The sequence below is a fragment of the Sphingomonas sp. UYEF23 genome (assembly GCF_040546165.1).
Lineage (GTDB): Bacteria > Pseudomonadota > Alphaproteobacteria > Sphingomonadales > Sphingomonadaceae > Sphingomonas > Sphingomonas glacialis.
The window spans coordinates 70117-91752 of record NZ_JBEPNG010000007.1 but is presented as its reverse complement, the minus strand read 5'-3'; the positions used below and the strand labels follow the sequence as shown (position 1 = coordinate 91752).

17 protein-coding genes and 2 pseudogenes are annotated in these 21636 nt (G+C 62.6%); 11 read left to right on the top strand and 8 right to left on the bottom strand.

Going from position 1 to position 21636, the window contains the following annotated elements; translation table 11 throughout:
• Positions 1–7 precede the first annotated feature (7 nt).
• Both ABIB28_RS13560 and ABIB28_RS13555 read left to right on the top strand, forming a co-directional pair.
• On the top strand, positions 8–1444 hold the full coding sequence (locus ABIB28_RS13560) for an NAD-dependent succinate-semialdehyde dehydrogenase (RefSeq protein ID WP_354288637.1): 1437 nt from the start codon (positions 8–10) through the stop codon (positions 1442–1444).
• 186 nt (positions 1445–1630) lie between these two features.
• Positions 1631–2509 (top strand): SDR family NAD(P)-dependent oxidoreductase, encoded by an 879-nt coding sequence (locus ABIB28_RS13555; protein WP_354288636.1) that lies wholly within the window; start codon positions 1631–1633, stop codon positions 2507–2509.
• A gap of 330 nt (positions 2510–2839) precedes the next feature.
• On the opposite strand, the gene ABIB28_RS13550 is transcribed toward ABIB28_RS13555, so the two are convergent.
• Positions 2840–3409, bottom strand: a complete 570-nt coding sequence (locus ABIB28_RS13550; RefSeq protein ID WP_354288634.1) for a recombinase family protein — start codon at positions 3407–3409, stop codon at positions 2840–2842.
• 135 nt (positions 3410–3544) lie between these two features.
• Here ABIB28_RS13550 and ABIB28_RS13545 point away from each other — a divergent pair.
• A pseudogene (locus ABIB28_RS13545) lies at positions 3545–6509 on the top strand (Tn3 family transposase).
• On the opposite strand, the gene ABIB28_RS13540 reads toward ABIB28_RS13545, so the two are convergent.
• The 7 genes and pseudogenes from ABIB28_RS13540 to ABIB28_RS13510 all read right to left on the bottom strand — a co-directional run bounded on the left by ABIB28_RS13540 (position 6497) and on the right by ABIB28_RS13510 (position 14012).
• Positions 6497–7756, bottom strand: coding sequence for an nSTAND3 domain-containing NTPase (locus ABIB28_RS13540; RefSeq protein ID WP_354288633.1), 1260 nt, complete (start codon positions 7754–7756; stop codon positions 6497–6499). The pseudogene ABIB28_RS13545 and the gene ABIB28_RS13540 sit on opposite strands and share 13 nt — an antisense overlap.
• A gap of 172 nt (positions 7757–7928) precedes the next feature.
• A complete protein-coding gene (locus ABIB28_RS13535) occupies positions 7929–10565 on the bottom strand; it encodes an AAA family ATPase (RefSeq protein ID WP_354288632.1) in 2637 nt (878 codons plus the stop codon).
• The gene (locus tag ABIB28_RS13530; protein ID WP_354288630.1) at positions 10562–11671 is read right to left on the bottom strand and encodes a metallophosphoesterase family protein; all 1110 of its coding nucleotides are present in this window, start codon (positions 11669–11671) and stop codon (positions 10562–10564) included. Before ABIB28_RS13530 ends, ABIB28_RS13535 begins: the two co-directional genes overlap by 4 nt.
• Complete coding sequence (locus ABIB28_RS13525) at positions 11668–12870, bottom strand: ATP-binding protein (RefSeq protein WP_354288629.1); 1203 nt, start codon at positions 12868–12870, stop codon at positions 11668–11670. The genes ABIB28_RS13530 and ABIB28_RS13525 overlap by 4 nt, the downstream gene beginning before the upstream one ends.
• A gap of 117 nt (positions 12871–12987) precedes the next feature.
• Entirely contained in the window at positions 12988–13449 is a 462-nt protein-coding gene (locus ABIB28_RS13520) for a hypothetical protein (protein WP_354288628.1), read from the bottom strand.
• Between the two features lie 130 nt (positions 13450–13579).
• A pseudogene (locus ABIB28_RS13515) lies at positions 13580–13753 on the bottom strand (integrase); the annotation flags it as partial.
• 19 nt (positions 13754–13772) lie between these two features.
• Positions 13773–14012, bottom strand: coding sequence for a helix-turn-helix domain-containing protein (locus ABIB28_RS13510; RefSeq protein ID WP_354288627.1), 240 nt, complete (start codon positions 14010–14012; stop codon positions 13773–13775).
• 753 nt (positions 14013–14765) lie between these two features.
• On the opposite strand from ABIB28_RS13510, the gene repC reads away from it, so the two are divergent.
• From repC to ABIB28_RS13470, 8 genes are all read left to right on the top strand, one after another.
• Positions 14766–16118 (top strand): plasmid replication protein RepC, encoded by a 1353-nt coding sequence (gene repC, locus ABIB28_RS13505; protein WP_354288625.1) that lies wholly within the window; start codon positions 14766–14768, stop codon positions 16116–16118.
• Positions 16119–16341: 223 nt separating this feature from the next.
• Entirely contained in the window at positions 16342–17241 is a 900-nt protein-coding gene (locus ABIB28_RS13500; RefSeq protein WP_354288624.1) for a replication initiator protein A, read from the top strand.
• A 433-nt stretch (positions 17242–17674) separates the two neighbouring features.
• Positions 17675–18322, top strand: a complete 648-nt coding sequence (locus tag ABIB28_RS13495) for a hypothetical protein (RefSeq protein ID WP_354288623.1) — start codon at positions 17675–17677, stop codon at positions 18320–18322.
• A 51-nt stretch (positions 18323–18373) separates the two neighbouring features.
• On the top strand, positions 18374–18697 hold the full coding sequence (locus ABIB28_RS13490) for a single-stranded DNA-binding protein (RefSeq protein ID WP_354288622.1): 324 nt from the start codon (positions 18374–18376) through the stop codon (positions 18695–18697).
• Between the two features lie 292 nt (positions 18698–18989).
• Positions 18990–19496, top strand: coding sequence for a hypothetical protein (locus tag ABIB28_RS13485; protein WP_354288621.1), 507 nt, complete (start codon positions 18990–18992; stop codon positions 19494–19496).
• Between the two features lie 49 nt (positions 19497–19545).
• On the top strand, positions 19546–20256 hold the full coding sequence (locus tag ABIB28_RS13480) for a hypothetical protein (RefSeq protein ID WP_354288619.1): 711 nt from the start codon (positions 19546–19548) through the stop codon (positions 20254–20256).
• Positions 20195–21130, top strand: coding sequence for a DUF7146 domain-containing protein (locus ABIB28_RS13475; protein WP_354288618.1), 936 nt, complete (start codon positions 20195–20197; stop codon positions 21128–21130). Before ABIB28_RS13480 ends, ABIB28_RS13475 begins: the two co-directional genes overlap by 62 nt.
• Positions 21091–21606: a type IV secretory system conjugative DNA transfer family protein gene (locus ABIB28_RS13470; protein WP_354288617.1), complete on the top strand. Its 516-nt coding sequence runs from the start codon at positions 21091–21093 to the stop codon at positions 21604–21606. Before ABIB28_RS13475 ends, ABIB28_RS13470 begins: the two co-directional genes overlap by 40 nt.
• Positions 21607–21636 lie beyond the last annotated feature (30 nt).

Genomic DNA, 21636 nt, shown 5'->3' with positions numbered 1-21636 from the left:
TTGTGCAATGACGACCTACGACGCGAAACTCGGTCTCTACATCGCCGGTGAATGGTTGAGCGGCGGTGGGCGCGACACGCAGGGCGTGCGCGATCCTGCAACCGGCGCAGTGCAGGCGGCCCTACCGCTCGCAAGCGCAGCCGATCTCGATCTGGCACTTGAGGCCACCCAACGAGGCTTCGTCCAGTGGCGCGCAACCGCTCCGGAGGCGCGGGCGTCGCTGCTCGTGAAGACTGCGCAGCTGCTGCGCGAGCGCGCCGATCATATCGCCCGGATCGCGACGCTCGAACAGGGCAAGGTTCTGGCCGAAGCCAAGGGCGAGCTGGCCTTCGCCGCCAACCTGCTCGAATTTCATGCCGGCGAAGCGGTGCGGATCTATGGCCGCGTACTGCCCCGCGCGCCGGGGAGCCGCTCGCTCGTTCTGCACCAGCCGGTTGGCCCCGTCGCGGCGTTCTGCGCCTGGAACTTTCCGATCATGAACGTGGTGCGCAAGATAGCCCCCGCGCTTGCCGCCGGCTGCTCGATCATCATCAAGCCGAGCGAGGAAACCGCGGGAAGCGCGGTCGAGGTGTTGCGCTGTTTCCAGGATGCGGGGTTGCCCGGCGACGTCGCCCAATGCGTGTTCGGCGAACCCGACATGGTCTCGCGCCAACTGCTCGCCTCGCCGATTACCCGAAAGCTGAGCTTCACCGGATCGGTACCGGTCGGCAAGCATCTGATGAAGCTGGCCGCCGACACGATGATGGCGACGACGATGGAATTGGGCGGCCACGGACCCGTGCTGGTGTTCGACGATTGCGATCTCGACAAGACGCTCGACCTGCTCGTCGCGCACAAATTCCGCAACGCCGGACAAGTCTGCGTCGCGCCGACCCGCTTCCATGTGCAGGAAGGCGTCTACGATCGCTTTGCCGCGGGTTTCGCCGAGCGGACCAAGGCCCTGAAGGTCGGCGACGGGATGGCACCGGAAAGCCAGATGGGTCCGATGGCGAACCCGCGCAGGCCCGAGGCGATCGGCGCCCTGGTCGACGACGCCCGCGCCCACGGCGCGCGCGTTCTGGCAGGCGGCGACTCGTTCGCCCGGGATGGCGGCTTCTTCTTCTCCCCCACCGTGCTCGCCGATGTGTCGCTCGACGCAAGGGCAATGAACGAGGAGCCGTTCGGGCCGATCGCGTTGCTGCGCCCGTTCACGACCGTGGAGGAAGCGATCGAGCAAGCCAATCGCCTGCCCTTCGGCCTCGCCGCCTATTGCTTTACCGAGAATGGCCGCCGTCAGAACCTGCTCGGCGACGCGATCGAAGCAGGGATGATCGGGATCAATTCCGTCCGGCTGAGCGCGCCCGACAGCCCGTTCGGCGGCGTCAAGGACAGCGGCCACGGTTCGGAGGATGGCCCGGAGGGCGTCGCGGCGCATCTTGTCACCAAAACCGTCCACATGGTCTGACGACGCGCCCAAACGCCGAATGTTCGAACGGGCGCACGATCGAGACCGCAACAGCCGAAGGACGACCATGCCAAGTTGCATCAGCCGAACGATCACGAACGAGGTGTGCGCCACGGCGCGTATCCCGCACGGTGCCGTCTCGTGAGTCGTCCCCGTGCCGATGTCGGCTTTGATTTCTCCGGATCGGTGGCGCTCGTCACCGGCTCGAGTTCGGGGTTGGGTCTCGCCATCGCGCACCGTCTGGGCAAAGCCGGCGCCCGCGTTGTCGTCAATTCGCGTACGGAGGAGCGCGCGCGGCAGACCGCCGAAGCGCTTCGTGAGGACGGCATCGAGGCCGAGGGCATTGCCGCCGACGTCAGCGACCCCGCCCAGGTCACCGATCTGGTAGCCTGCGCACTCGCTCGCTTCGGCCGGATCGACATATTGGTCAACAATGCGGGCCGGCCCAGCGTCGCGCCCGCCGAAGACCTGAGCATCGAGGAATGGCAGACCATCATAGCGACCGATCTGAGCGGCCCGTTTTATTGCGCGCAGGCTGCCGGCCGGACGATGCTCGCCCAGGGCTCCGGCGTCATCATCAACGTCTCGTCGATCTTCGGCTTGACCGGCAACCGTCTTCGCGCCGCTTATGTCGCGTCGAAACACGGCCTAGAGGGGCTGACCAAGGTCCTCGCTTCGGAATGGGCAGATCGCGGCGTGCGGGTCTGCTCGATCAATCCGGGCTATGTCGCGACCGCGCTCGTCGAGCAGGCGACCGGTTCGTCGCAGACGTCCCTCGATGCGCTCCGGCGCCGCTCGCCGTCAGGCCGGCTCGGGCTGGAAAGTGAGATCGCCGAAACCGTGGCCTTTCTGAGGGCAGAGCGTTGGTACTACGCTAAACAACGGCAAGAGCCGGTCCGCCGCCGGGCGGATTGGCAATATCGATTATGCGAACGCTTTCGAAGCCCTCTTCGATCGTTGGCGGTTCGAACAGGTCATGCATCGAGCGTATGGAGGTTTCGGGAACCTGCTTGTCGGGGTTTCGCAGGGCGTTTTGCACGAGAGCGGTGTCAAGGGAGGCCTTGATCCAAACGACTTCCGGTGTAGCGCCGGCTGACCGGGCAATGTCGATGATCGATCTGCGATGGCGGGCACCCGGTAGCGCCGCGTCGAAGTAAACCGTGTCAGCCTGAGGCGGCTGAGCCGTAATCCAGGTCGATTTTCCTGCCCCTTGAAGACCGCAGACGACGATCACCAAGGCGCCTGGAGTTCCGGACAAAATGCGTTCCAGGGCAGCAAACGCGCTTTGCCATGCTTCAATGTTTCGTTGGGGCATCCAGACACGTCCGACGTCGGTTTCGAGGAAATCGTCCGGATTGATGACGGTGTTTCCCAACGACTTTGGAAGAATATCTGTCATGCCGGCCTCGCGACGCCGACGCGCTTCATTTCGCGATAGACGGTCGATCGGCCGATGCCGAGCTGCCGCGCGGCTTCGGCCGGCGATACGCTCGCAGCGATCAGCTTGAGCGCGGCACTTACCTTGTCGCCGTCGAGCGGCTGCCGCCCCGGCAGTTTTCCCTTCGCCCGCGCCGCGGCAATCCCGTCGCGGGTGCGTTCGGAAATCAGCCTGCGCTCGAAATGCGCGATGGCGCCGAAGACGTGGAAGACCAGTTCACCCGCTGCGGACGAGGTGTCGATCTTCTCCTCCAGGCTGAGCAGTGCGATGCCGCGCTCGCGCAGCATATTCACCGTCGTCAGTAGCTCGCCGAGCGACCGACCCAGGCGGTCGAGCCGCACGATCGCTAGCGTGTCGCCCTTGCGCGCAAAACCGAGCAGGTCGGTCAGCCCAGGCCTGTCCATGCTCTTGCCCGACATCACGTCGGTAAACACTCGGATCGCGCAGGCCTGTTCAAGGCGCATCCGTTGGCCTGCGACATCCTGATCGCCGGTACTGACGCGGGCATAACCCAGAATGCCGCCCATCGATCACGTCTCCCAAACGGCCGTTCTGTGGACGACCACGCCGACCAACCGCCGACGCGCCGAAACCCGTCCACAAACTACGTCTCTTTAACCTGATCCGTCTACGCGCGCCAGGCACGTTTTAGGGACGGTTAAATGCCAGCACGCGAGCATGTTCTTCTCAGTGATGCCGAAAGAGCAACGTTGCTCCGCATTCCGACAGACCCGGACGAATTGGCTCGGCGCTTCACGCTTGAGCAGCCTGACCTCGACCTGATCGGGCAGCGCCGCCACGATCGCAATCGCCTGGGCGTGGCGTTGCAGTTCGCGTTGATCCGTCATTCCGGAATGACTTTCGCACAGGTGCTCCAGATCGAGGGCGACGTACCACGCCCGCTTGTCACCTTTATCGCGCGTCAGCTTTCGCTCGAACCCTCCGTCCTGTCCGATTATGCAAGCCGGCCGCAGACCATGACCGATCATGCCCGGCTGATCGCCGCGGCGACGAATGTCCGTCCGCCCGTGCGTAGCGACGTCGCCCTGATGATCGCCAGCGCCGAGCAGGCGGCTGCCGCGACCGATGCAGCTTTCCCGATCGCTATCGCTATCATCAAGGCCCTGCGGAACGTCGATATCCTGTTGCCGATGCCCTCGACGATCGAACGGGCGGGTATCGCGGGCCGCGCCCGCGCACGCAAGAATGCAGCGGGCATGATGGTCGCCGACCTGTCATCGATGCAGATTGGCCGCATCGACGCGCTGTTCGTCGAACAGGATGGGGCGCGGCTCGGCTGGCTCAAGACCGTCCCGGTCGCGACGAAGACGGACAGCGTGCGTCATATCGTTGAACGTCTGCGCGTCGTGCGCGCGATCGGAATTTCCCATGACGCTGGTGCCTGCGTCCATCCCAACCGCCGTCACCAGTTCGTCCAGGAAGGGCGATTGTCGCCCACCTATCTTATCCAGCGCTATACGGTGCCCCGGCGTCGCGCGATCATCGTCGCGCTGCTGATCGATCTGGAGGCGCGACTGATCGACGCTGCGCTCGACATTGCCGACAAACTGATCGGCAGCATGTTCCGGCGAGCGACTACCATGCAGCAACGCCGATATACCGCGTCATCGCGCGAGGTCGGGCGGCTCATGCGCCTTTTCCGCATCACCATCGACACGCTTGCGCGGGCCGACGAAGAGGGCAGCGATCCGATTGCAGCGCTGGAGGCCTCGGTCGGATGGCCTGCCCTCATGAAGGCGCGTGGCCAAGTGGGCGAGATTGCGGATCTCGTGGAACAGGATCCGCTCGTCATCGCCGGCGACAGATATGCGACGCTGCGCAAGTTCGCGCCCCTTCTGATCGAGGTGCTGGAATTTCAGTCGGGGCGCGGCAGTGCCGCCAGCGTGAAAGCGATCGATCTGCTGCGCGATTTGAACGCCTCCGGCAAACGCGATGTGCCGGCCAACGCACCGATGCCGTTCCGCAAAGAATGGCGCAGGCTGGTGGTCGGCCCGGACGGCCGAATCAACCGCCGCCTCTATGAAACCGCCACGATGGCGCATATCCGCAACAAGCTGAGATCCGGCGACATCTGGGTTGCGCGGTCCTCAGGCTATCGCCGGTTCGACAGCTACCTTCTGCCGGCCGAGGTCAGCGCGCCGATCGTCGCGGGGCTCAATCTGCCCCCATCCGCCGATGCGTGGCTGGCAGAGCGGACTTCCAGTCTCGACCAACGGTTGAAACGCTTCGCGCACAACCTCTCTAACGGTCGGCTCGAAGGCGTCCGGCTGGTCGAGGGCCGGTTGCGGATCACGCCGGTCAGAACCGATCCCGACGCCGAGGCAAAGGCGCTGGGCAATCGCATCGATGGACTGATGCCGCGGGTCAGGATCACCGAATTGCTCCACGATGTCGCCAGCGAAACCGGCTTCCTCGCCGGCTTCACCAACCTGCGAACCGGCCGGCAGAGCGACAACCTGAATGCGCTGCTCGCGGCCATCCTCGCCGACGGCACCAATCTCCGGTCTCGCGCGCATGGCCGCAGCCAGCCAAGGCGTTACGCGTGACCAGCTGGTCTGGACGAAGGACGCCTATGTCCGGGAGGACAGCTACCACCGCGCTCTCACCCTCTTGGTCGATGCGCATCATCGCCTCCCGATCGCCTCGACATGGGGAGCGGGCACCACATCGAGTTCGGACGGCCAGTTCTTCCGGGGCGGCAAGCGGATGGCGGTCGGTGATATCAACGCCCGGTACGGCGTCGATCCCGGATTCAGCTTCTACACCCATGTCTCCGACCAGCACGCACCGTACAATGTCACCGTCATATCCGCGGCGACGCATGAGGCACCCTATGTCCTTGATGGCCTCCTTCATCACGGCTCGTCGTTAAAGATCGCGGAGCATTATACCGACACGGGTGGCGCGACCGATCACGTGTTCGCGCTCTGCGCGATGCTGGGATTCCGGTTCTGCCCACGCCTGCGGGATTTTCCCGACCGGCATATGGCCGCGCTTGTCCCCGTGACCTCCTATCCGACGATCGGTTCGCTGCTCGGGAAGCGCGTGAAGACCGACACGATCCGCGAGCATTGGGGAGAGGTCCTCCGCCTCGTCGCATCGCTGAAGGCGGGGCACGTCGCGCCATCGGCGATGCTGCGCAAACTGGCCGCATACGAACGCCAGAACCAGGTCGACGTCGCCCTCCAGGAAATTGGCAAAATCGAGCGGACCTTCTTCATGCTCGACTGGCTGGAAAATCCCGATCTTCGCCGACGCTGCCAGGCGGGCCTGAACAAGAGCGAGCAGCGCCACGTTCTGACGCAAGCGATCTGCACGTTTCGCCAGGGTCGGATCATCGATCGGACCCACGAAACGCTGCAATATCGTGCCTCTGGCCTGAACCTCGTCATCGCTGCGATCGTCTACTGGAACTCCACCTACATTGCCGATGCAGTCCAGCATCTTGGCACCATCGGCGAGGCACCGGACCCCGCGCTGCTCGCGCATACCTCCCCAGTCGGCTGGGAGCATATTGCATTCTCCGGCGACTTCCTGTGGGATCGTGCGGCTGAAACCGTGCGCCGCAAGCCGCTCAATATCCCAAGCGATGGCTATTCCAGCTGAGCGTTCGCAAATGTTCTGCCTTGCCGTTGTTTAGCGTCAAACCAGCGCTCTGCCCTCACGTAGACAAGGATGAGGGCTGCCAGAAGAAGCTCATCGAGCGCGTTGAGGGTGTCCACAAGATGTTCGCGCGGTTCGCGCATGAACCGCACGAGCGGATCCACGCGTGGGGCCAGGCTCTTTGTAAAATTCGGATCCCCAAGCCGCTCAGCAATGCCGGGTAGGAATTCTGGAACCGCGGCGACCGCCGCCAAGTGGGGCTTTACGCGCGATTTCCAACTCTGTGTTTGCCGCCCATAGTTGATATGGTTGTAGAGGATTTGTGCTTTTTCCTCCTGTGTGAGCTCCCCGACGTCAACGATCGCACTGCGATCGGAAAACTGCTGCAGATTACGTTGTCCAAGCCGTCGATGGGCTGCCTCGTAAATATGCTTGCGAGACGTCAGCAAGAAACGGTTTCCATGTCCGATCGCTGCCCGAATTTTTGGAAAAACCGCAGCCCAATTCTGCACAAAATCATCGCGCAAATTATTTGAGCCGAATGCGTCGTCGATCCAGAAGAATCGGCCCGGATCATTAGGATTCCAGCCTGCCTCGAAGTCACGCGGGCTCGTCAGAGCCAAGACGGTATGATCGGGATCTTCAGAAGCGATCGTCGAAATGATGGCGCCGATGGCCGATTTGCCGCTCGACGGATTCCCGAGGAGTAGCACGATACGATGCTCACCGATCGCTCTAACGGCATCGCGATGGGCTCGGGTTGGCACATAGGTTTTGAGCTTGGGTATCCAGTTATCGAGTAACGCCCGGCTCTGCTCACTGATACGTGCGTCTATGATCGATGTCAGGTCGCCGAGCCCATACACCTGCGGGACCAAAGCGCGCAGGCGCGCGCTGCTCCGAATGCTTCTGATCAGAAATTGGCGGCCGAGTATGTGCGGCTTTCTGATGCCGAGAGCGGCCAGCCGCGCGCGCATCGCCGCCGCCACTGGAGCATCGATGCTCATATTAGTCATGAAGACATATGTATCGGCCTGCCCATCCGCGACGAGTCGCTCGATATGTTCGAGCTCGGCGTTGAGGTCGCTGTTCTTCAACGCCTTGGCGGGATCGGAAGTATGCTTGCACTGCACAGTGGCTATTGGGCGTGCCTCTGCGGCGTCGCCAGGAACCAAAAAGACGGCATCCTGCCCGCCATCTTGTGCCTCCCGGAATACCTCCACAGGGCGCTGCAAGACGACTTCGCACACTTGGGAACAAAGATCCTGAAAGGCGCGCCATCCAATCGTGTGTAGCGCTAGATCGGACCAGGGGCCAACCGCCGTCCTGTTCTGCGAAGTGGCTTGAATGGGCTGGTCAGGATTCACCACTGGCGGTCCCGTGACCGGCCCAGCAGTAGAGTAACACCGCTACATGCCGCGTTCACTGCTTAATACTCGTAAGTGAAAGACGATTGGCTGGTACATGACGAAATGCCCGATCGCGACAGGTCAACAGGATGACCTGCATCCGTTCAGCCGCCTCGCTCAGTATCTCGACCATTAGGTCGAGCCGCGCATCGTCAGCATAGACGAGCGGGTCGTCGAGGATCAGCGAAACCGGCTGTCCCTGCTCTAGCAGCATGTCCGCAAACGCGATCCGGGTCAGCACCGAAAGCTGCTCTTGCGTGCCGCGCGAAAGGTCTCCGCAACCTTCGCTGATCCCGCCTCTGACAACCGCCTCCAGCGTGAGATCTTCCGAAAACGACAAGTCGCAGCCGGGTAACAGCCGCTCAATATGCCGTTTGGCCCGCTTCGCCACCGGGCCGACGAATTTCGCCGATGTTTCGTCCCGCGCCTCGTCCAGGATTTCGCGCAGCAGCTTCAGGCTGGCGGCTTCGTCGGCGATCCGCTGCAAGGCAGCTCGAGCGGCCTCGGCCTCCTCGCCGGCGGCCGCTTCTCGGTCAGCCAGGCCCTTGCCGCCTTCTCTTTCAACTGTCCCTTCCAGCCGGGCGATCTCCATCTCGAGCTTCGTCCGCGTGTCTCCGGCAGCGCGACTCCGCGCATCGATCGTCTCGATCTTCCGTGTGATGGCCGCTGGGTCGTGCGCCATCGCGTCGCGCGTCGCTTCTTCCAACTTGACCGCGGCCACGGCCGACTGCTCGCGCGCGCTGATCAGATCTGCCGCCAGGCTGGCGAAGCCCGGCCGGCTCTGCATCGTATCGATCTGGGCTTCGGCGTTGGCGAGATCGCTCGCCGCCCGCGCCTCGGCGGTGGCGAGCGGGCCATCCTCTTCCTCGGCGCTTCTCAGGGCGTCGACCGCGCTGTCATGGGTGCCCTCCGCCCGCGCCAGCGCAGAGTCCGCCGCCTCCATCGCTTTGATCAGGTCTAGAATGTCCGGAGCATCGTCTTCGGGTTCTTCAGAATCGTCTCCGAGCTCGACGATGAAAAGCTTGAGCGCTGCCGCCCCAGCCACGAGGCCCACATGTTCGTCGGCCTGGGTCAATGCCTCAATCCGCGCCGCGATTGTGCGAAGTTCACCCGCCGCATCGCGTGCAGCATCATTGCGCGCCCGCGCGCCCGCAAGATCTTCCAGCGCGAGATCCTCGAGCGCCGATTGGTGCCGCTTCAACGCCGACGAAAAGGCTTCCTCGGCACTTGTCGCCCCGGCCGGCGGGTAGATGATCAGTTCAGCTTCACCCAGACCAATATGGGTTTCGCCGGTGAGCGTTCGCTCACCCACGCCCATCGGCGCGCCATCGATCAGGACGCCAGTGGTTACACCCGACAGCGCGATGCGCGTCGCGCCGGCGCTCCGCACCGCATGCGCTTCCGCGACCGCTCGCTCGTTCGCCTCGAGCACGTCCATCGCCTTCGCTGGAATCAAGGTTGCCGCAAGGGCCTTGGCCTCGTCTTGAAGCCGCTCAAGCTCGATCAGCTCCACGTGCCGTTTGCGCGCGGCCGCCACGCCAGCCTTTCGACGCATCGCGCGCACGCGATCCTCCCCGGCGCTGAGCGCAGAGCGTGCATCCAGGCGCGCTATTCTCGCGCTATCGAGCGCACTGCGCGCGTCGACAAGCCGCTGCTTGGCATCGGTCAATCTTTCACTGAGACTGGCCCTGCGCGTCTGCGCCTGTTCCAGCGCAAGACCGGCCTTGTCACGCGCTTCCGTCGCGGTGCGGTGCCGCTCGGTGAGGTCTTCCAGACCCTTCCCCTTCGCGCTGACGGCTTCATGCTCCGCGCGGCGGGTGGCGAGAATCTGCGCCGCCGCCCGCGCAATCTCGAGCGAGGCAATCAGATCCCTCCGAGTTTCGACATCGGTATCATCAGCAATTTCACGCTGGACGACTTTTAGCCTGGCTCGCGCCGTCTCCAGTTCGGCGAATGTCTTCTCCAACCCCGCGGCCCGCTCGGTAGCTTCACGGGCCGCGGTTTCCGCGATCTCGACCCGCTCCGTCGCTTCATTCTGGCGGCCACGCTTCTGGCCGGTCGGTGACCAGTATCGGCCGAACTGCTCGTCGATTCTTGTCCGGACGCGCTTGTAGGCCGGCCCTCCCATGATCGAGCCAACCTCGGCCTCGAGGGTCGACCGCACGGTATCGCGGACGATCTGCCCAGGCGCCGTGACCGCGAGCGCCTCGGTTTGCGCCACCCAGAGCAAACCCAACGCGCCATAGGTCGCCGCGTCGCCCTTTTGGCTGGTATCGCGCACAGATCCGAGAAGCGCGTGGAGCCGGGCTTCGGCGTCTTCGCCTTGAGCTTTCCCCTGTGGCCCCGTCACCTCGATCGTGGCACCTCTAAGGAACCGCTTAGTGACGGTCCAGGGCGCGCCGTTCGCCTCAAACGACACCTGGATCTCCGGTCCAACCGCTTCGCCATAAGGTGCGAAGGATTGGGCAAGTTGGTTCTTGGTACCATGACGAACGAAGAATGCGGCCCGCAGCGCCTCGAGCAAGGTCGATTTGCCGGTCTCGTTCGGTTCGATCACGATGTTCAGGCCATCGGTCAGACCATCGATCACCATCGGCTCGCGGAATTTGCGGAAGCCATCGACCGCGATCCGCCTAAGGCGCAGGCTCATGCCCTCTCCTCCCGGCTATATTCGACGAACAGACGCTCCAGCGCGCGTTTCGCGGCGGCAGCGTCGGCGGCACCGGTTTCGATCCGCGCGGAAAGTTTTGCAGCGGCAAGCCCGAGCATGCCCTCCACAGCGAGCTGTGAAAAATCGTCATCGCTGGGTCGCCCGACCAGGTCTGCGGCGCGAACGTCGAGATAGCGCACCCGGTGGCTGACGTCGTTCTCAAGCCGGCCGAGCATGGCTACTCGATCAGTGAGGCTGGTGATGCCGGCAAGGGTTAGATCAAGGAGCGTTGCCGACGGGTCGATCGCCCCAAGCAACCGAGCACATTTTGCGTCGAAGCCAGCCTGATCGTTCACTGTCCAGCTACGTTTGATCCATTGGAAGCGGCCGGTACGGATCGGCGTGACGATGGGCTCCCTCCCCCCATCCACATCGACCAGCAGCGTGTGCCCGGGCTCGTCACGTTGGAAGCGATCGGTTTCCGGCGTGCCGGCGTACCAGGTGCGTGCATCGACCTTCAGGGTGCCGTGCCAGTCTCCGAGCGCCAGGTAGTCAAGTGACGATCGCCGCGCGCGGTCAGGCGCGATCTGGTTCTTGGTTTCACCCTGGGTGCTGAAATCCCGGATCGATCCATGCGCGACACCAATGCGCAGACGCGCGCCCGGCGTCTCCATGCCGTCGAACAACTCGGTCGGGTCCTCGAGGTTGTGCCTATGCGTAAGCGGTGCCGGCAAAAGCCAGACACCTTGCTCGATCTCGTGTGGTTGCGGCTCTGCGAGGATGGTGATCCGGTCGCCCGAGCGCTGACGCACCCGATCCCACAGACCGCCATTCCGAGCGAAATCATGGTTGCCGGGAAGGAGCCACCAGCGGCACGGATGCCGTTCCATCCGGGAGATCGCCTGCACAATTGTGCGGTCCTCAGGTCCTTCGGTATCAAAGACATCGCCCGCGATTAGCACATGGTCGGCGCCGTGAAGGGTCACGGTTGTACCGATGGCATCGATCGCGTCGAAGCGCGCCTCAGAAAGTGCGGCGCGCACATCAGGCTCGAAACGCCCATAGGGTTTACCGAGCTGCCAGTCGGCGGTGTGAATGAACTTCATGACGGATTCTGCCCCGCAGCGATTTCGCCGACAGGCATGGCCCGGCGCATGAACGCGCCGAACATCGGCACGGTGAACGCCGTCTCCCCGTAGCCCGGCGTAAAAATCATGCCCTTTGCAATCAGCGATGCGCGCACCGGCCCAAAGCTGGAGGGCTTGCGGCCGATATGATCGGCGATGGCGGTTGAGGCGAAAGGCCCCTCCCCCAGGTCAGCCATGCCGCGTAGATAACGCTTCTCCGACGGGGTTAGCCGATCGAAGCGAACGCGAAAAAAGCTGTCGTCAAGTGCGGCGATCGCCGTGGGATGGGCTAGGTCGACGTCTGCTGTGGTAATCGGACAAGCGTCTGCCGCGTCCCAGCATTGCTTTCCCCATTCCTGCAGAAAATAGGGATATCCCTCGGTCACAGCGATGATTTTTGCGACCGCGTCCGGCTCGATGGCGCATTCCTCCACCTCGATCGGGTGGACAATGGCCGAGGTGGCCGCAGCCGCCCCCAGCGGGCCGATGCTGGTGAACAGAAACAGTCGTTCGGCATAGGACTTGGCCTTGCCCATTTGCCCAGCCAACTGCGGAAGGCCAGCAGCGACCAGCGTGATTGGGCGGTCGTTCTGGCGGGCGCGGTGAAGCGCCGTGATTAGGGCCGCTAGTTCGCGCTCGGGAACGTACTGCAGTTCGTCGATAAACAGCACAAGCGCTGTCTCGCGCTCGGCGGCAGCGGCTCCGGCCAGGTCGATGAGATCAATGAGATCGGCTTCGAGATCACCGTTATCGGCGACCCCTACCTCCCCGAGGTCGAGCGAAGCCTCGAGTTCGCCATAGCTCAGCTTGAACGCCTTCACGAACCTCGCCAGAGCGCCCAAGCCTCTCTTCGCCAGCGTCATTGCGGCCTGACCGCGATCAAGCTTCAACATCGCGGTCCGAAGCGCCGGAACCAGCATGGCAGGCAAGGACTGGCCCTCGGGTGCCTCGATCGGCACACTCAAGATGCCCTCGCCCTCGGCCGCCCGGCGCATGGCGTTGAGCAGCACCGTCTTGCCCACCCCACGCAGGCCTAGGAGGATCATGCTCTGCGCATGGCGGCCATTACGGATGCGGTCGAGTGCGATCGCGACGGTTTCGAGAACGTCCTCGCGACCCGCAAGTTCGGGTGGACGGCTGCCTGCACCAGGTGCGAAGGGATTTCGACGTGGATCCATTCTACGCCGCTTAGACAGTTCTATTCGATTCGCATAGAACTATGTAATATGGCTATAACAGATCAGCTTCGGACACCGCCGTGCGCCTGCCACTGAGATTTCACGAGCGTACCTGCGCTACCGCTCGCCAAAATCCGGCGGCACTAGCCCGCCGTCTTTGGCGATCGCATAGGGCATTCCCGCCATGTTGAGCACGGTGAACACGAACGATGCTTTCGTCTTAAGTGGACGTCCGAGGCGGAGATGCGCCGAAAGGCCGATCTCACCCGAAAGCTTCAGCAGCACCGGCCGACTGATCCTATGCGCGTGGCAAACGCCGTTGGTTTCGTAATAGGTCGCCTTCGGCCACGGGATTAGTTCACCTTCCCGCTCGATCTGCGTCGGTGAGAAGATGGTATTGCCCCGTTCAACCCAGCTGTGAATGAACGGTGTTGGCGACCCGTCGGGATTTGCGGCAAGTTCCTCTTCGGTGGCTCCGGCCAATATGCCGAAGCAAAGCTCAGTGCCTGGAACATCAAGGACAAGCGCGGCTGAGCGGAAGAAGCAGGTGCCCCCGCCGTTACTGCCCACAAGATTCACTACGGCGCCTTTGAGGTGCCGTAGTTCAGGGCCGCGACGGCCTCTTCTTGCGGCGAATCCATTCATTAGCGGCGTTGCCTATCGAGAGAACGTGGTTGGTGGGTAGTCGCCCCTAGGACAAATTCGGAATCTAACCTATTTTCGCCACCAGCCGCCCCGCAGCGCCGTACTCTGCAGCTAAATTGCGATTAAAAGCGAGCGGCATCCTCCGCGACTTCCACCGCGGCGCGTCCACGCCGCTGGCGAACACATCTTGGTTGCGCCCAACCCGCGTCGAATGGGCACTAATGCGCTTCCTGCGCCGGCACCACGGGTCGAATGCCTCAAGACCTGAACATATCCCAAATATCCATGTCTACCGCAGCCGCCAGTTTAACGATCAGGTCCAGAGAAGGATTTGCGCGCCCTCTCTCGATAGTCGATAGATAACTGACGGTAATGTCCGTGCGCTTGAAAATGTCCGTCTGGGTCAGTCCGAGCTCCTTCCGACGCGCCTTCAGGCGCGCGCCAAACTGCTGCGCGGCAGGCTGGATTATCTCCTCTAGGTTGAGCCTCGTCGTCATGCAGGAATGCCTCGTGCCGCTCGATCACGGCCACGGGTCGTGTCCATTTTGTTACAGCATACCTCGGCGCGGCGTTTTAAGGAAAGCCGAGAATCGGCAAACGACGCTCGTGACGGACGACCGCCGACGGGTCAGCATAACGGCCACCGCCGCGGCCCTACGAGTCGACGATGCACTATTATTGCATGTGCGACCCCAGCCTTTGCGGCTCGCCACATCACGCTATCTTCAGGCGATCACCTGGGATCGGAGATCGCACGGGAGAGGGTGAATCTTCGCGTCCCGACGCCACGGATCTCGGCGTATATGAGACGGGATCCACGACGATCTGCCCGAAAGCACGAGTCCGGTCCCAATACCAAAACGGACGATCACGGAACGATGTGCTCGAAAGCACGAACATTTGCACGGCGATCTGCCCGATAGCACGAGTATCGCAACACGCCACCACCGCCCCCTCTCCGTAACAATCATCAAGCGCGACATTTCTCGATTCGGCCCTCGGGTCCGACGCGATGGGATGCGGCGCGCTGCCGGTTGGTACGCACACCCAGCCGGTGCCATCGACGTGTAAGGGAGACGCCGTGCTGACATGAAAAACCCGGCGCGAGGCCGGGCTTTTCCGAGGTGCTTACTAGGAGCGAGGTGACAATCACTTCCTAGCGAAAACACCCAACATCCACAAGCGGAACGCGCATTTTGCGCCGCGATGCTGTGTGTCCGCACGGGCTCCAAAAGGGGAGTTACCGACCGATGACGTATGCCTATCATCCAGGGGCAGGCTTTCGCCGCTTCGACGGTGCGGCGGCGGAGGCCGAGCAGCTTGCACAGGCCTTTCGAGGCCTGCCTGAAGGCCACGGGCCCGGCCAAGCACTTGCCGCCTTCAAGCGGGCGGCCGCGTATCTCGCGATTCCTCCGAGCGTCGTGCAACTCGTTGACGTGCTTTTCGCCTGGACGAAGCCGGAGGACTGGCGCTCCGCCTCGACACCGATCGTCTGGCCGCGCAACGATAAGCTCGCGCGCAAATTGGGGTTGAAGGTGAGGCAAGTGCAAAACCTGCTCGACCGCGCGATAGCGCTCCGGCTCATCAGCCATAAGGACAGCCCCAACGGGCATCGCGGGGGTGCCAGAGCGGCCGATGGCACGATCAAATGGGCTTACGGCATCGTATTGGCTCCGATTGGGACCCGGCTTGAGGAGTTCAGGGCAATTGCGGCGCGGGGCGCGCGCGAAGACGAAGAGATCGATGGATTGAAGCGCCGGCTGACGGCCGCCCGTCGGCGTACGGCAAGCCTTGCCCAGGCTGTGCTGGATGACATGATACTCAACACAGGCGCTGATGAGGAGCTTGAGTTGGCGCAGAGCGCGGCGCGACAGATGCGAAATGTCCGTGACATCGCGTTATTGACTGGCAGTGTAGAACAGATCGAGCAGCGCGGGCGGGCATTGGAACGTAAGGTTGCCGCCACACTCCTCGAGCGCGAAGCGCTCAATCAGCCTGTCGAATTACCTAATAGTGCACCCAAGGATGTGCATGATTGCACGCACTCTACAACTACAAATCAACCCCAAACTGCTAAAGCAGTTACCAGTAATGGCTCGGCGAGGAGAAGTAGCGGGAATTACGGCGTGGGATCAGCGCTGCCGCAATCAGAGGTTGAGGAGGATCTGGAGAAGCACGGCGTCGATCCAGATTTCATCGACTCGGTGACGCCTGAACTGTGCGGTTCCCTTGGCCTTGGTCGCCGCGGCTGGGGAGAGCTAGTCCACTTGGCTGAGCAGCTCGCTGACCAGAACCATATCCATCGCCACGCCTGGCACGAAGCCTGCAGAATTATGGGGCAACGTGGCGCTGCCGCCTCGGTTATTGCGACCGTTCGCAAATATCAGGTCGGTGAGGTGCAAAGGCCCGGTGCATATCTCCGCGGCATGACCGGGCGCGCCGCCAAGGGCGAGCTCAACCTCGGGCGCACCTTCCATGGCCTGAAGGATCTTCGCAAGGCGGGAGCCATGCACACAATGCAGGCCGGCGGTGACCCAAGGCCTGTCGGTGATTTCGCCCGGCGTGCCATGAGTCAGTTCGTGCTTTCGGGCAGATCGTCATGACCGGACAGTACCGCGAGCCCCGCCAACGCGGCCGAGACAACCTGCCCGAAAGCACGAGCCCTTCCACTCCGCCCTGTGGGCAGGCACGCTGAGGTGCGCCGGATTAGCGCGGCGCAGCACCACATGACTCGTGCTTTCGGGCAGACCGTCGTCCTTAGGCGATGCGCGGCATCCGAAACGAGGCTATTATCACGTTAGAAGAATCAGGCGCCAAGGGACCGGCATGAGCAAGCAAGCCATCGTCACACGCCAGGGCAATCTTTTCGAGCCCGACAGCCCGCTTCACGGCAAGGTCCGGGGCGAGCGGAGCGTTATGGACTTTCCCTTCTTCGCGCTTTCCAAGGTGCCGGTTGAGAAAGAACTCGAGTTCAAGATCGGCAAGCTGAGCATCCAGATCAGACCGAGCGCAACTGGGATCGCCACGATGTATGACAAGGAGATCATCCTCTACGTCGCATCGCTGATGGCCCAGGCGATCAGTCGGGGCGAGGAAGTCGATCAGAACTTCACCTTCACCGCGCATGATTTCTTCCGCATTACCGGGGTCCCCCGCCCTTCGAAGCGCGATTATGATCGCTTCACCGACGCCTTGGAGCGGCTGCAGGGCACGCAGATCAAGACCAACATCCAGACCGGCTCCAAGATTGAGAAGGGTTGGTTTTCATGGCTGTCGGAAGCGACGGCTGAATATGCTGTTCTTCCCAATGGGGAACAGCAACTGAGAGTCGTTAAAGTGCGGCTTTGTCCATGGTTGCATCGTGCCATCCAGCTCGACGGCCATATTTACCACTATCACCACGACTACTTCCGGCTCGGCACGATCGAGCGCCGTCTCTATGAGATTGCGCACTGCCACTGCGAAGGCGAAGAAATCGAGTTGCCAATCGAGCTTCTGTCGCGAAAGGTCGGTTCGACCGCGGAAGCTTCGAAGTTCAAGCAGCATTTGAAAGCGGTGCAAGCCCGTGACGACCTCCCCGAGTATAAGCTATCGCTCAAGGAGGTCGTGCCGAGCGAACTCCGTCTCGACACGCGAGGACGCCGGGTGACCAAACTCGACACCGTCGTGGTGCTGACACCGCGTAATCGTGTACCTGTGTCTCGCCTTGAGATCCAGGCGGCATGATATTGCGGACGACATCAAATGATCGTCTAGCGCGGACTCCGCGGTTCGATAGCCAGCCCTAACTGGGTCTGGAGAAACGTGTTTTGATGGCGGCTCAACGTTTCGTGCACTACTGAACCGCTCAACCAAGCGCGTCACACAATGATGTAACTGACGGCTGACCCACAAGCGGCGCGGTGTCTCGGGGCAAGCGTGCGGCGTTCTGCGTTCTTAAATGGCCGTCTTTATGCTCATGTTACGCAATTATCTGGTCTCCGCTTCATGAAGCTGGGCTGTCCTGACGCGCGATGCGTCGGGCCTCTAAATTAATGCTGTCCATATTTGTCCGATAGCATAATAATGACGTGATGTTGGATCGACACAGCGCCCCGAACGGCACAGCGCCGCCGTTCATAGGCTGGCCCGCCCTTGTTTTCCGATTGGCTATCCTCGCATGAGGGGCCGCGCGATCCTCGGCGGCGCCGCAATTCTTGCGGCCGTATTCCTGTGGCACCGTCCTTCGACTGATCGCGACGCCTCAAACGCGAACCCCTTCGGTTGCACCGCCCGCGGAGACGGCTCGATCTGCGATGCCGTCGTCGGCCTTTCGAAGGTCGCTCACGACCCGGTCTTGACGGGGAATCGCTCGAACCTGCTGCCTCCGCCCGAAACACCCGGCGCGATCGACCCCGCGATCACTCAGGCTAACATCGACGCCACGATTTGCCGCCCCGGCTACGCCCGGTCGGCCCGTCCCAGCTATGCGGTCACCGGCCCGCTGAAGCGCCGCATGATGGAAGCGCAACACCCCGGCGAGGCTGGAGCCGATTACGAGCTGGATCACTTGATTCCAATCTCGATTGGAGGGGCGCCGCTCGACATGCGCGACCTGTGGCTTCAATCGCGGCAAGGGCAGGCGAACGCCGGCGACAAGAACGTCCTCGCCTATGTGCTGTGGCGTTTAGTCTGCACGCATCAGGTGCTGCTCGACGCCGCCCAGCGCGACATCAGCCACGACTGGACTAAAGCGTATCAGCTCTACGCGACGCCAGGGAATATCGCGAAATATCACTTCCGGCAAAGCGAGCAGGAGCGCGACTAGCGATCTTTAGCCGCCCCCATTCAGCATTTCACTTCAGCCAAGGAGACTATGATGCCCCAGAATATCGCGGAGTTCCGGATCATCGGGCGGATCGGCAAGATCACATCGCGCGAGAAGGTGAAATACGTCAGCGTGGCCGCTAATTATAACCGGCGTGACGGTGAGGAATGGAAGACCGACACCCACTGGAACAGCGTGGTGTGTTTCTCCAACGTCGCCGCCCAAGTCGATAATGCTGCCAAAGGCGACCTGGTTCATATCACTGGGCGCGTCCGCGAGAGCCAGCATGGTGAAGCGAACGACACGTCCTATCGGACAGAGCTGATCGCGGACACCTTTTCGGTCCTGACCAAGGCCGAAACCGAGGATAATTGATGGGACGCGCGGGCGGCCTTCGGCACGGCTCTATCGGGGCTGCGCACCGACCGAGCCCGCACGCGGTCTCGGCCCATCCGGGTGACGATCCTCGCCTAGCCGGGAGGGCGCAGGCAAGGCGTGCCCTCCCGGCCCTCATAAGAATTCCAACGGCCCAACGGCCCAACGACGCAATGACCGCTTCGGCCGGCTATCGCACCATCCGCTTGTTCGCCGGAAGGCTCAGCATGGCCGATATCGCCGCACGGCTTCAGTCGCTTCACCCAACCGGAGCGATACCGAGGCTTCGGGCATGACAGCACAGATCGACGTTGAATGGCTCGCCCATCATCTCCCAGCGATGCGGCAACTCAAAAAACCGACGCTTCCTCAGTCCGTTATTCTAGAGCTGGCCAAGACGGCCGAGCTGATGCCGACCGACAGGAGACTTCTGATCGCAGCGATAACTGCCGAAAAAGCAGCGATCAAGGCGACCCAGATGCAAAACCGGCTCGGCTCTGTCCTCGCACGCGAGAACACCGCCAAACGGAAACTGGAAAATCGCCGCAAGTTCATCCTGGGCGACCTTGCTCTGGCCGAAGCCCATAGGGATCCGCAGTTCCACCGGGCTCTGGTCTCGATCATAAGAGCGCACGTTACAGATGCTCGCGACCTGGCCGCTCTGGCAACGCTGATCGACGAACCATTCGCCGCGTCGAACACGGAAGCGCAACCAGCGTTTCCTGCCGGGAACACGTCAAGGCGAGCCCGGCCGCAGAGACCTGCTCAGCAGAGCCCCTCCCCCGAGCCAAAAGGCTGATCGGCTATGCTTGCCCGCCGCAGACTTTCCCCTTTCGTTCTTTGGACGAATGATTCAGAATCTTGCGATGCCGATCCGCCCGGAACATCGCTGGCTCTACCCGATCGACTGGCCGGAGATCAGCCGGATCGTGCGCTTCACACGCGCAGGCGGGCGCTGCGAACATTGCCAGCGCCCGCACGGACGCTACGCCACGCTGCTCCTCGGCACCGATGGCATCTGGTGGGATACCGAAATCCACGTCTGGCGCGACGGCCGAGGCCGCCAGCTTCGCCGCCAGCCCGCCTTCGTGCCGCTCGAGGCGATCGGTATGACGCGCAAGCCCGTCTATCTTGCAACCGCCCATCTCAACCACGATCCAACCTATTCCGGACCGCGCTGGCGGAACCTCGCAGCGCTCTGCCAACGCTGCCACATGATCCACGACGGGCCCGAACATCGCCGGCGCCGCTGGTGGAACGCCTTTCGCGGGCGCGCTCGGCGACCTGTTTTCCGGGCTTTACCGCTAAAAGACCCGGCTCCTCCGATTGGACGGAGCGTCGCTGGTATTCGCGCGTGGCGTGTCTACGTGTGCCACTTGTGGCACAAGCGCAACATGCTGGCTTACATTGCTAACAGCTTGTTTTGCCCGCTCGCGCAGATCCTCTCAGAGGGGAGGATGCCCACTGCCTTTCTGTTCAAGACTTGCGGAGGCACCGATGACCGAATTCCACCAAACCCACAGGACGATCGCCATGGCACGTCTTCCCCTCGACGCTGAGATCCGCGCCAAGGATATCGTCGAGAAACTCGGCGGGATCTGGCGCGGCACGCGCGGCGAATGTCGTTGCCCAGCGCATGACGACGGCTCTCCGAGCCTGTCTGTTCGCCTCGGTGACACTGCGATCCTGTTCCACTGCTTCGCCGGTTGCACAACGATTGAAGTGCTGAAGGCCCTGCAGCGCCGCAATCTCCACGATCGCGCGGCAGTGTCAATGCCCGAGGCCAAACCCAAGCGCGACATGGGGGCGCTCGCGCTCCGCCTCTGGAAAGCCAGCGTTCCCGTCGACGGCACGCTCGCCGGGGAGTACCTCCTCGCACGCGGCCTCACTGGCCCTTTCCCCAAATCGCTGCGCTTCAACCCCGCGACCATCCACGGCTCCGGGCCGTCCAAGCGGACGATGCCCGCCATGATCGCGGCCGTCGAAAACGATCTGGGCGTGGTCGCGGTGCAACGCACGTTCCTCGATCCCGAGAACGTGCTGCACAAACCGATGCCAAAGCCCAAGGTCTCGCTTGGCCTGCTCGGCACCGCATCGATCCGGCTTGCGCCGGCGACGGACGAGCTGGGCTTCGCCGAAGGCATCGAGGACGCCCTGTCGGCGATGGAGTGGTTCGGCACGCCGACCTGGGCCTTGGGCGGCGTCGAACGCCTCGCCTTCGTCGCCATCCCGGAGAAGGTGCGCCGCATCATTGTCTATGGCGATCGCGGGAGGGCGGCCGATCGACTGCTCGCCAAGGCTCGCGATTATCTCACTGCCAATGGGCGCGAGCTGGTCAACCGCGTGCCCGAGCGTCACGACGACTGGAACGACGCCTGGAGAGCGCAACTTTCGTGCGGTATCGGTACGGCTGCGCCTCGGCTTACGAAGTAGAAAACGCTATTCACGCCTCCACCTCTCCCCGCAATTTCTCTGCGCAACCGCACCGCGCGCACGACGTCATCACGATCATCGCTCGCGCTCACCGCGCGATCGACAACGCACTGGCCCCCTATGCACGGCGCCCCTCGCGTCAGGTTCGGGAACGGGTTCAGGCCGTGCTCAAAGAGTTCCAGTTCTTCCCCATGTACCTCGATGGCATGTCGATGAGCGGCCTCGACGGCGCGTTGGACGACGCGTCGGGCGCGATCGCCGCGCTGGACGCTGACGTCGCTCACGACCGCGGCACGATGGCTGGACGCTTCGCCCAGTGGCTCCATTTCCGCCGCCATTCCAGGGAATATACCGTTCTCGTGGCTGCGCCGACCCGGTCAGGCAAAGGGGTCGCGACCATCATTCCCACGCTGCTTGGCTGGCACGGTCCCGTCCAGATCATTGATCGCAAGGCGAATCCCGACACCATGCATTGAGAGGAGAGGGAGCCTTCGGCTTGTTGATCC

Bases quoted from the DNA above. Each gene is read 5' to 3' on its own strand.
- ABIB28_RS13560 (WP_354288637.1), top strand. From the start codon at position 8: ATGACGACCTACGACGCGAAACTCGGTCTCTACATCGCCGGTGAATGG.
- ABIB28_RS13550 (WP_354288634.1), bottom strand. From the start codon at position 3,409: ATGGGCGGCATTCTGGGTTATGCCCGCGTCAGTACCGGCGATCAGGAT.
- ABIB28_RS13535 (WP_354288632.1), bottom strand. From the start codon at position 10,565: ATGAGCCTGCGCCTTAGGCGGATCGCGGTCGATGGCTTCCGCAAATTC.
- ABIB28_RS13530 (WP_354288630.1), bottom strand. From the start codon at position 11,671: ATGAAGTTCATTCACACCGCCGACTGGCAGCTCGGTAAACCCTATGGG.
- ABIB28_RS13525 (WP_354288629.1), bottom strand. From the start codon at position 12,870: ATGGATCCACGTCGAAATCCCTTCGCACCTGGTGCAGGCAGCCGTCCA.
- ABIB28_RS13510 (WP_354288627.1), bottom strand. From the start codon at position 14,012: ATGACGACGAGGCTCAACCTAGAGGAGATAATCCAGCCTGCCGCGCAG.
- repC (WP_354288625.1), top strand. From the start codon at position 14,766: ATGACGTATGCCTATCATCCAGGGGCAGGCTTTCGCCGCTTCGACGGT.
- ABIB28_RS13500 (WP_354288624.1), top strand. From the start codon at position 16,342: ATGAGCAAGCAAGCCATCGTCACACGCCAGGGCAATCTTTTCGAGCCC.
- ABIB28_RS13495 (WP_354288623.1), top strand. From the start codon at position 17,675: ATGAGGGGCCGCGCGATCCTCGGCGGCGCCGCAATTCTTGCGGCCGTA.
- ABIB28_RS13490 (WP_354288622.1), top strand. From the start codon at position 18,374: ATGCCCCAGAATATCGCGGAGTTCCGGATCATCGGGCGGATCGGCAAG.
- ABIB28_RS13485 (WP_354288621.1), top strand. From the start codon at position 18,990: ATGACAGCACAGATCGACGTTGAATGGCTCGCCCATCATCTCCCAGCG.
- ABIB28_RS13480 (WP_354288619.1), top strand. From the start codon at position 19,546: ATGATTCAGAATCTTGCGATGCCGATCCGCCCGGAACATCGCTGGCTC.
- ABIB28_RS13475 (WP_354288618.1), top strand. From the start codon at position 20,195: ATGACCGAATTCCACCAAACCCACAGGACGATCGCCATGGCACGTCTT.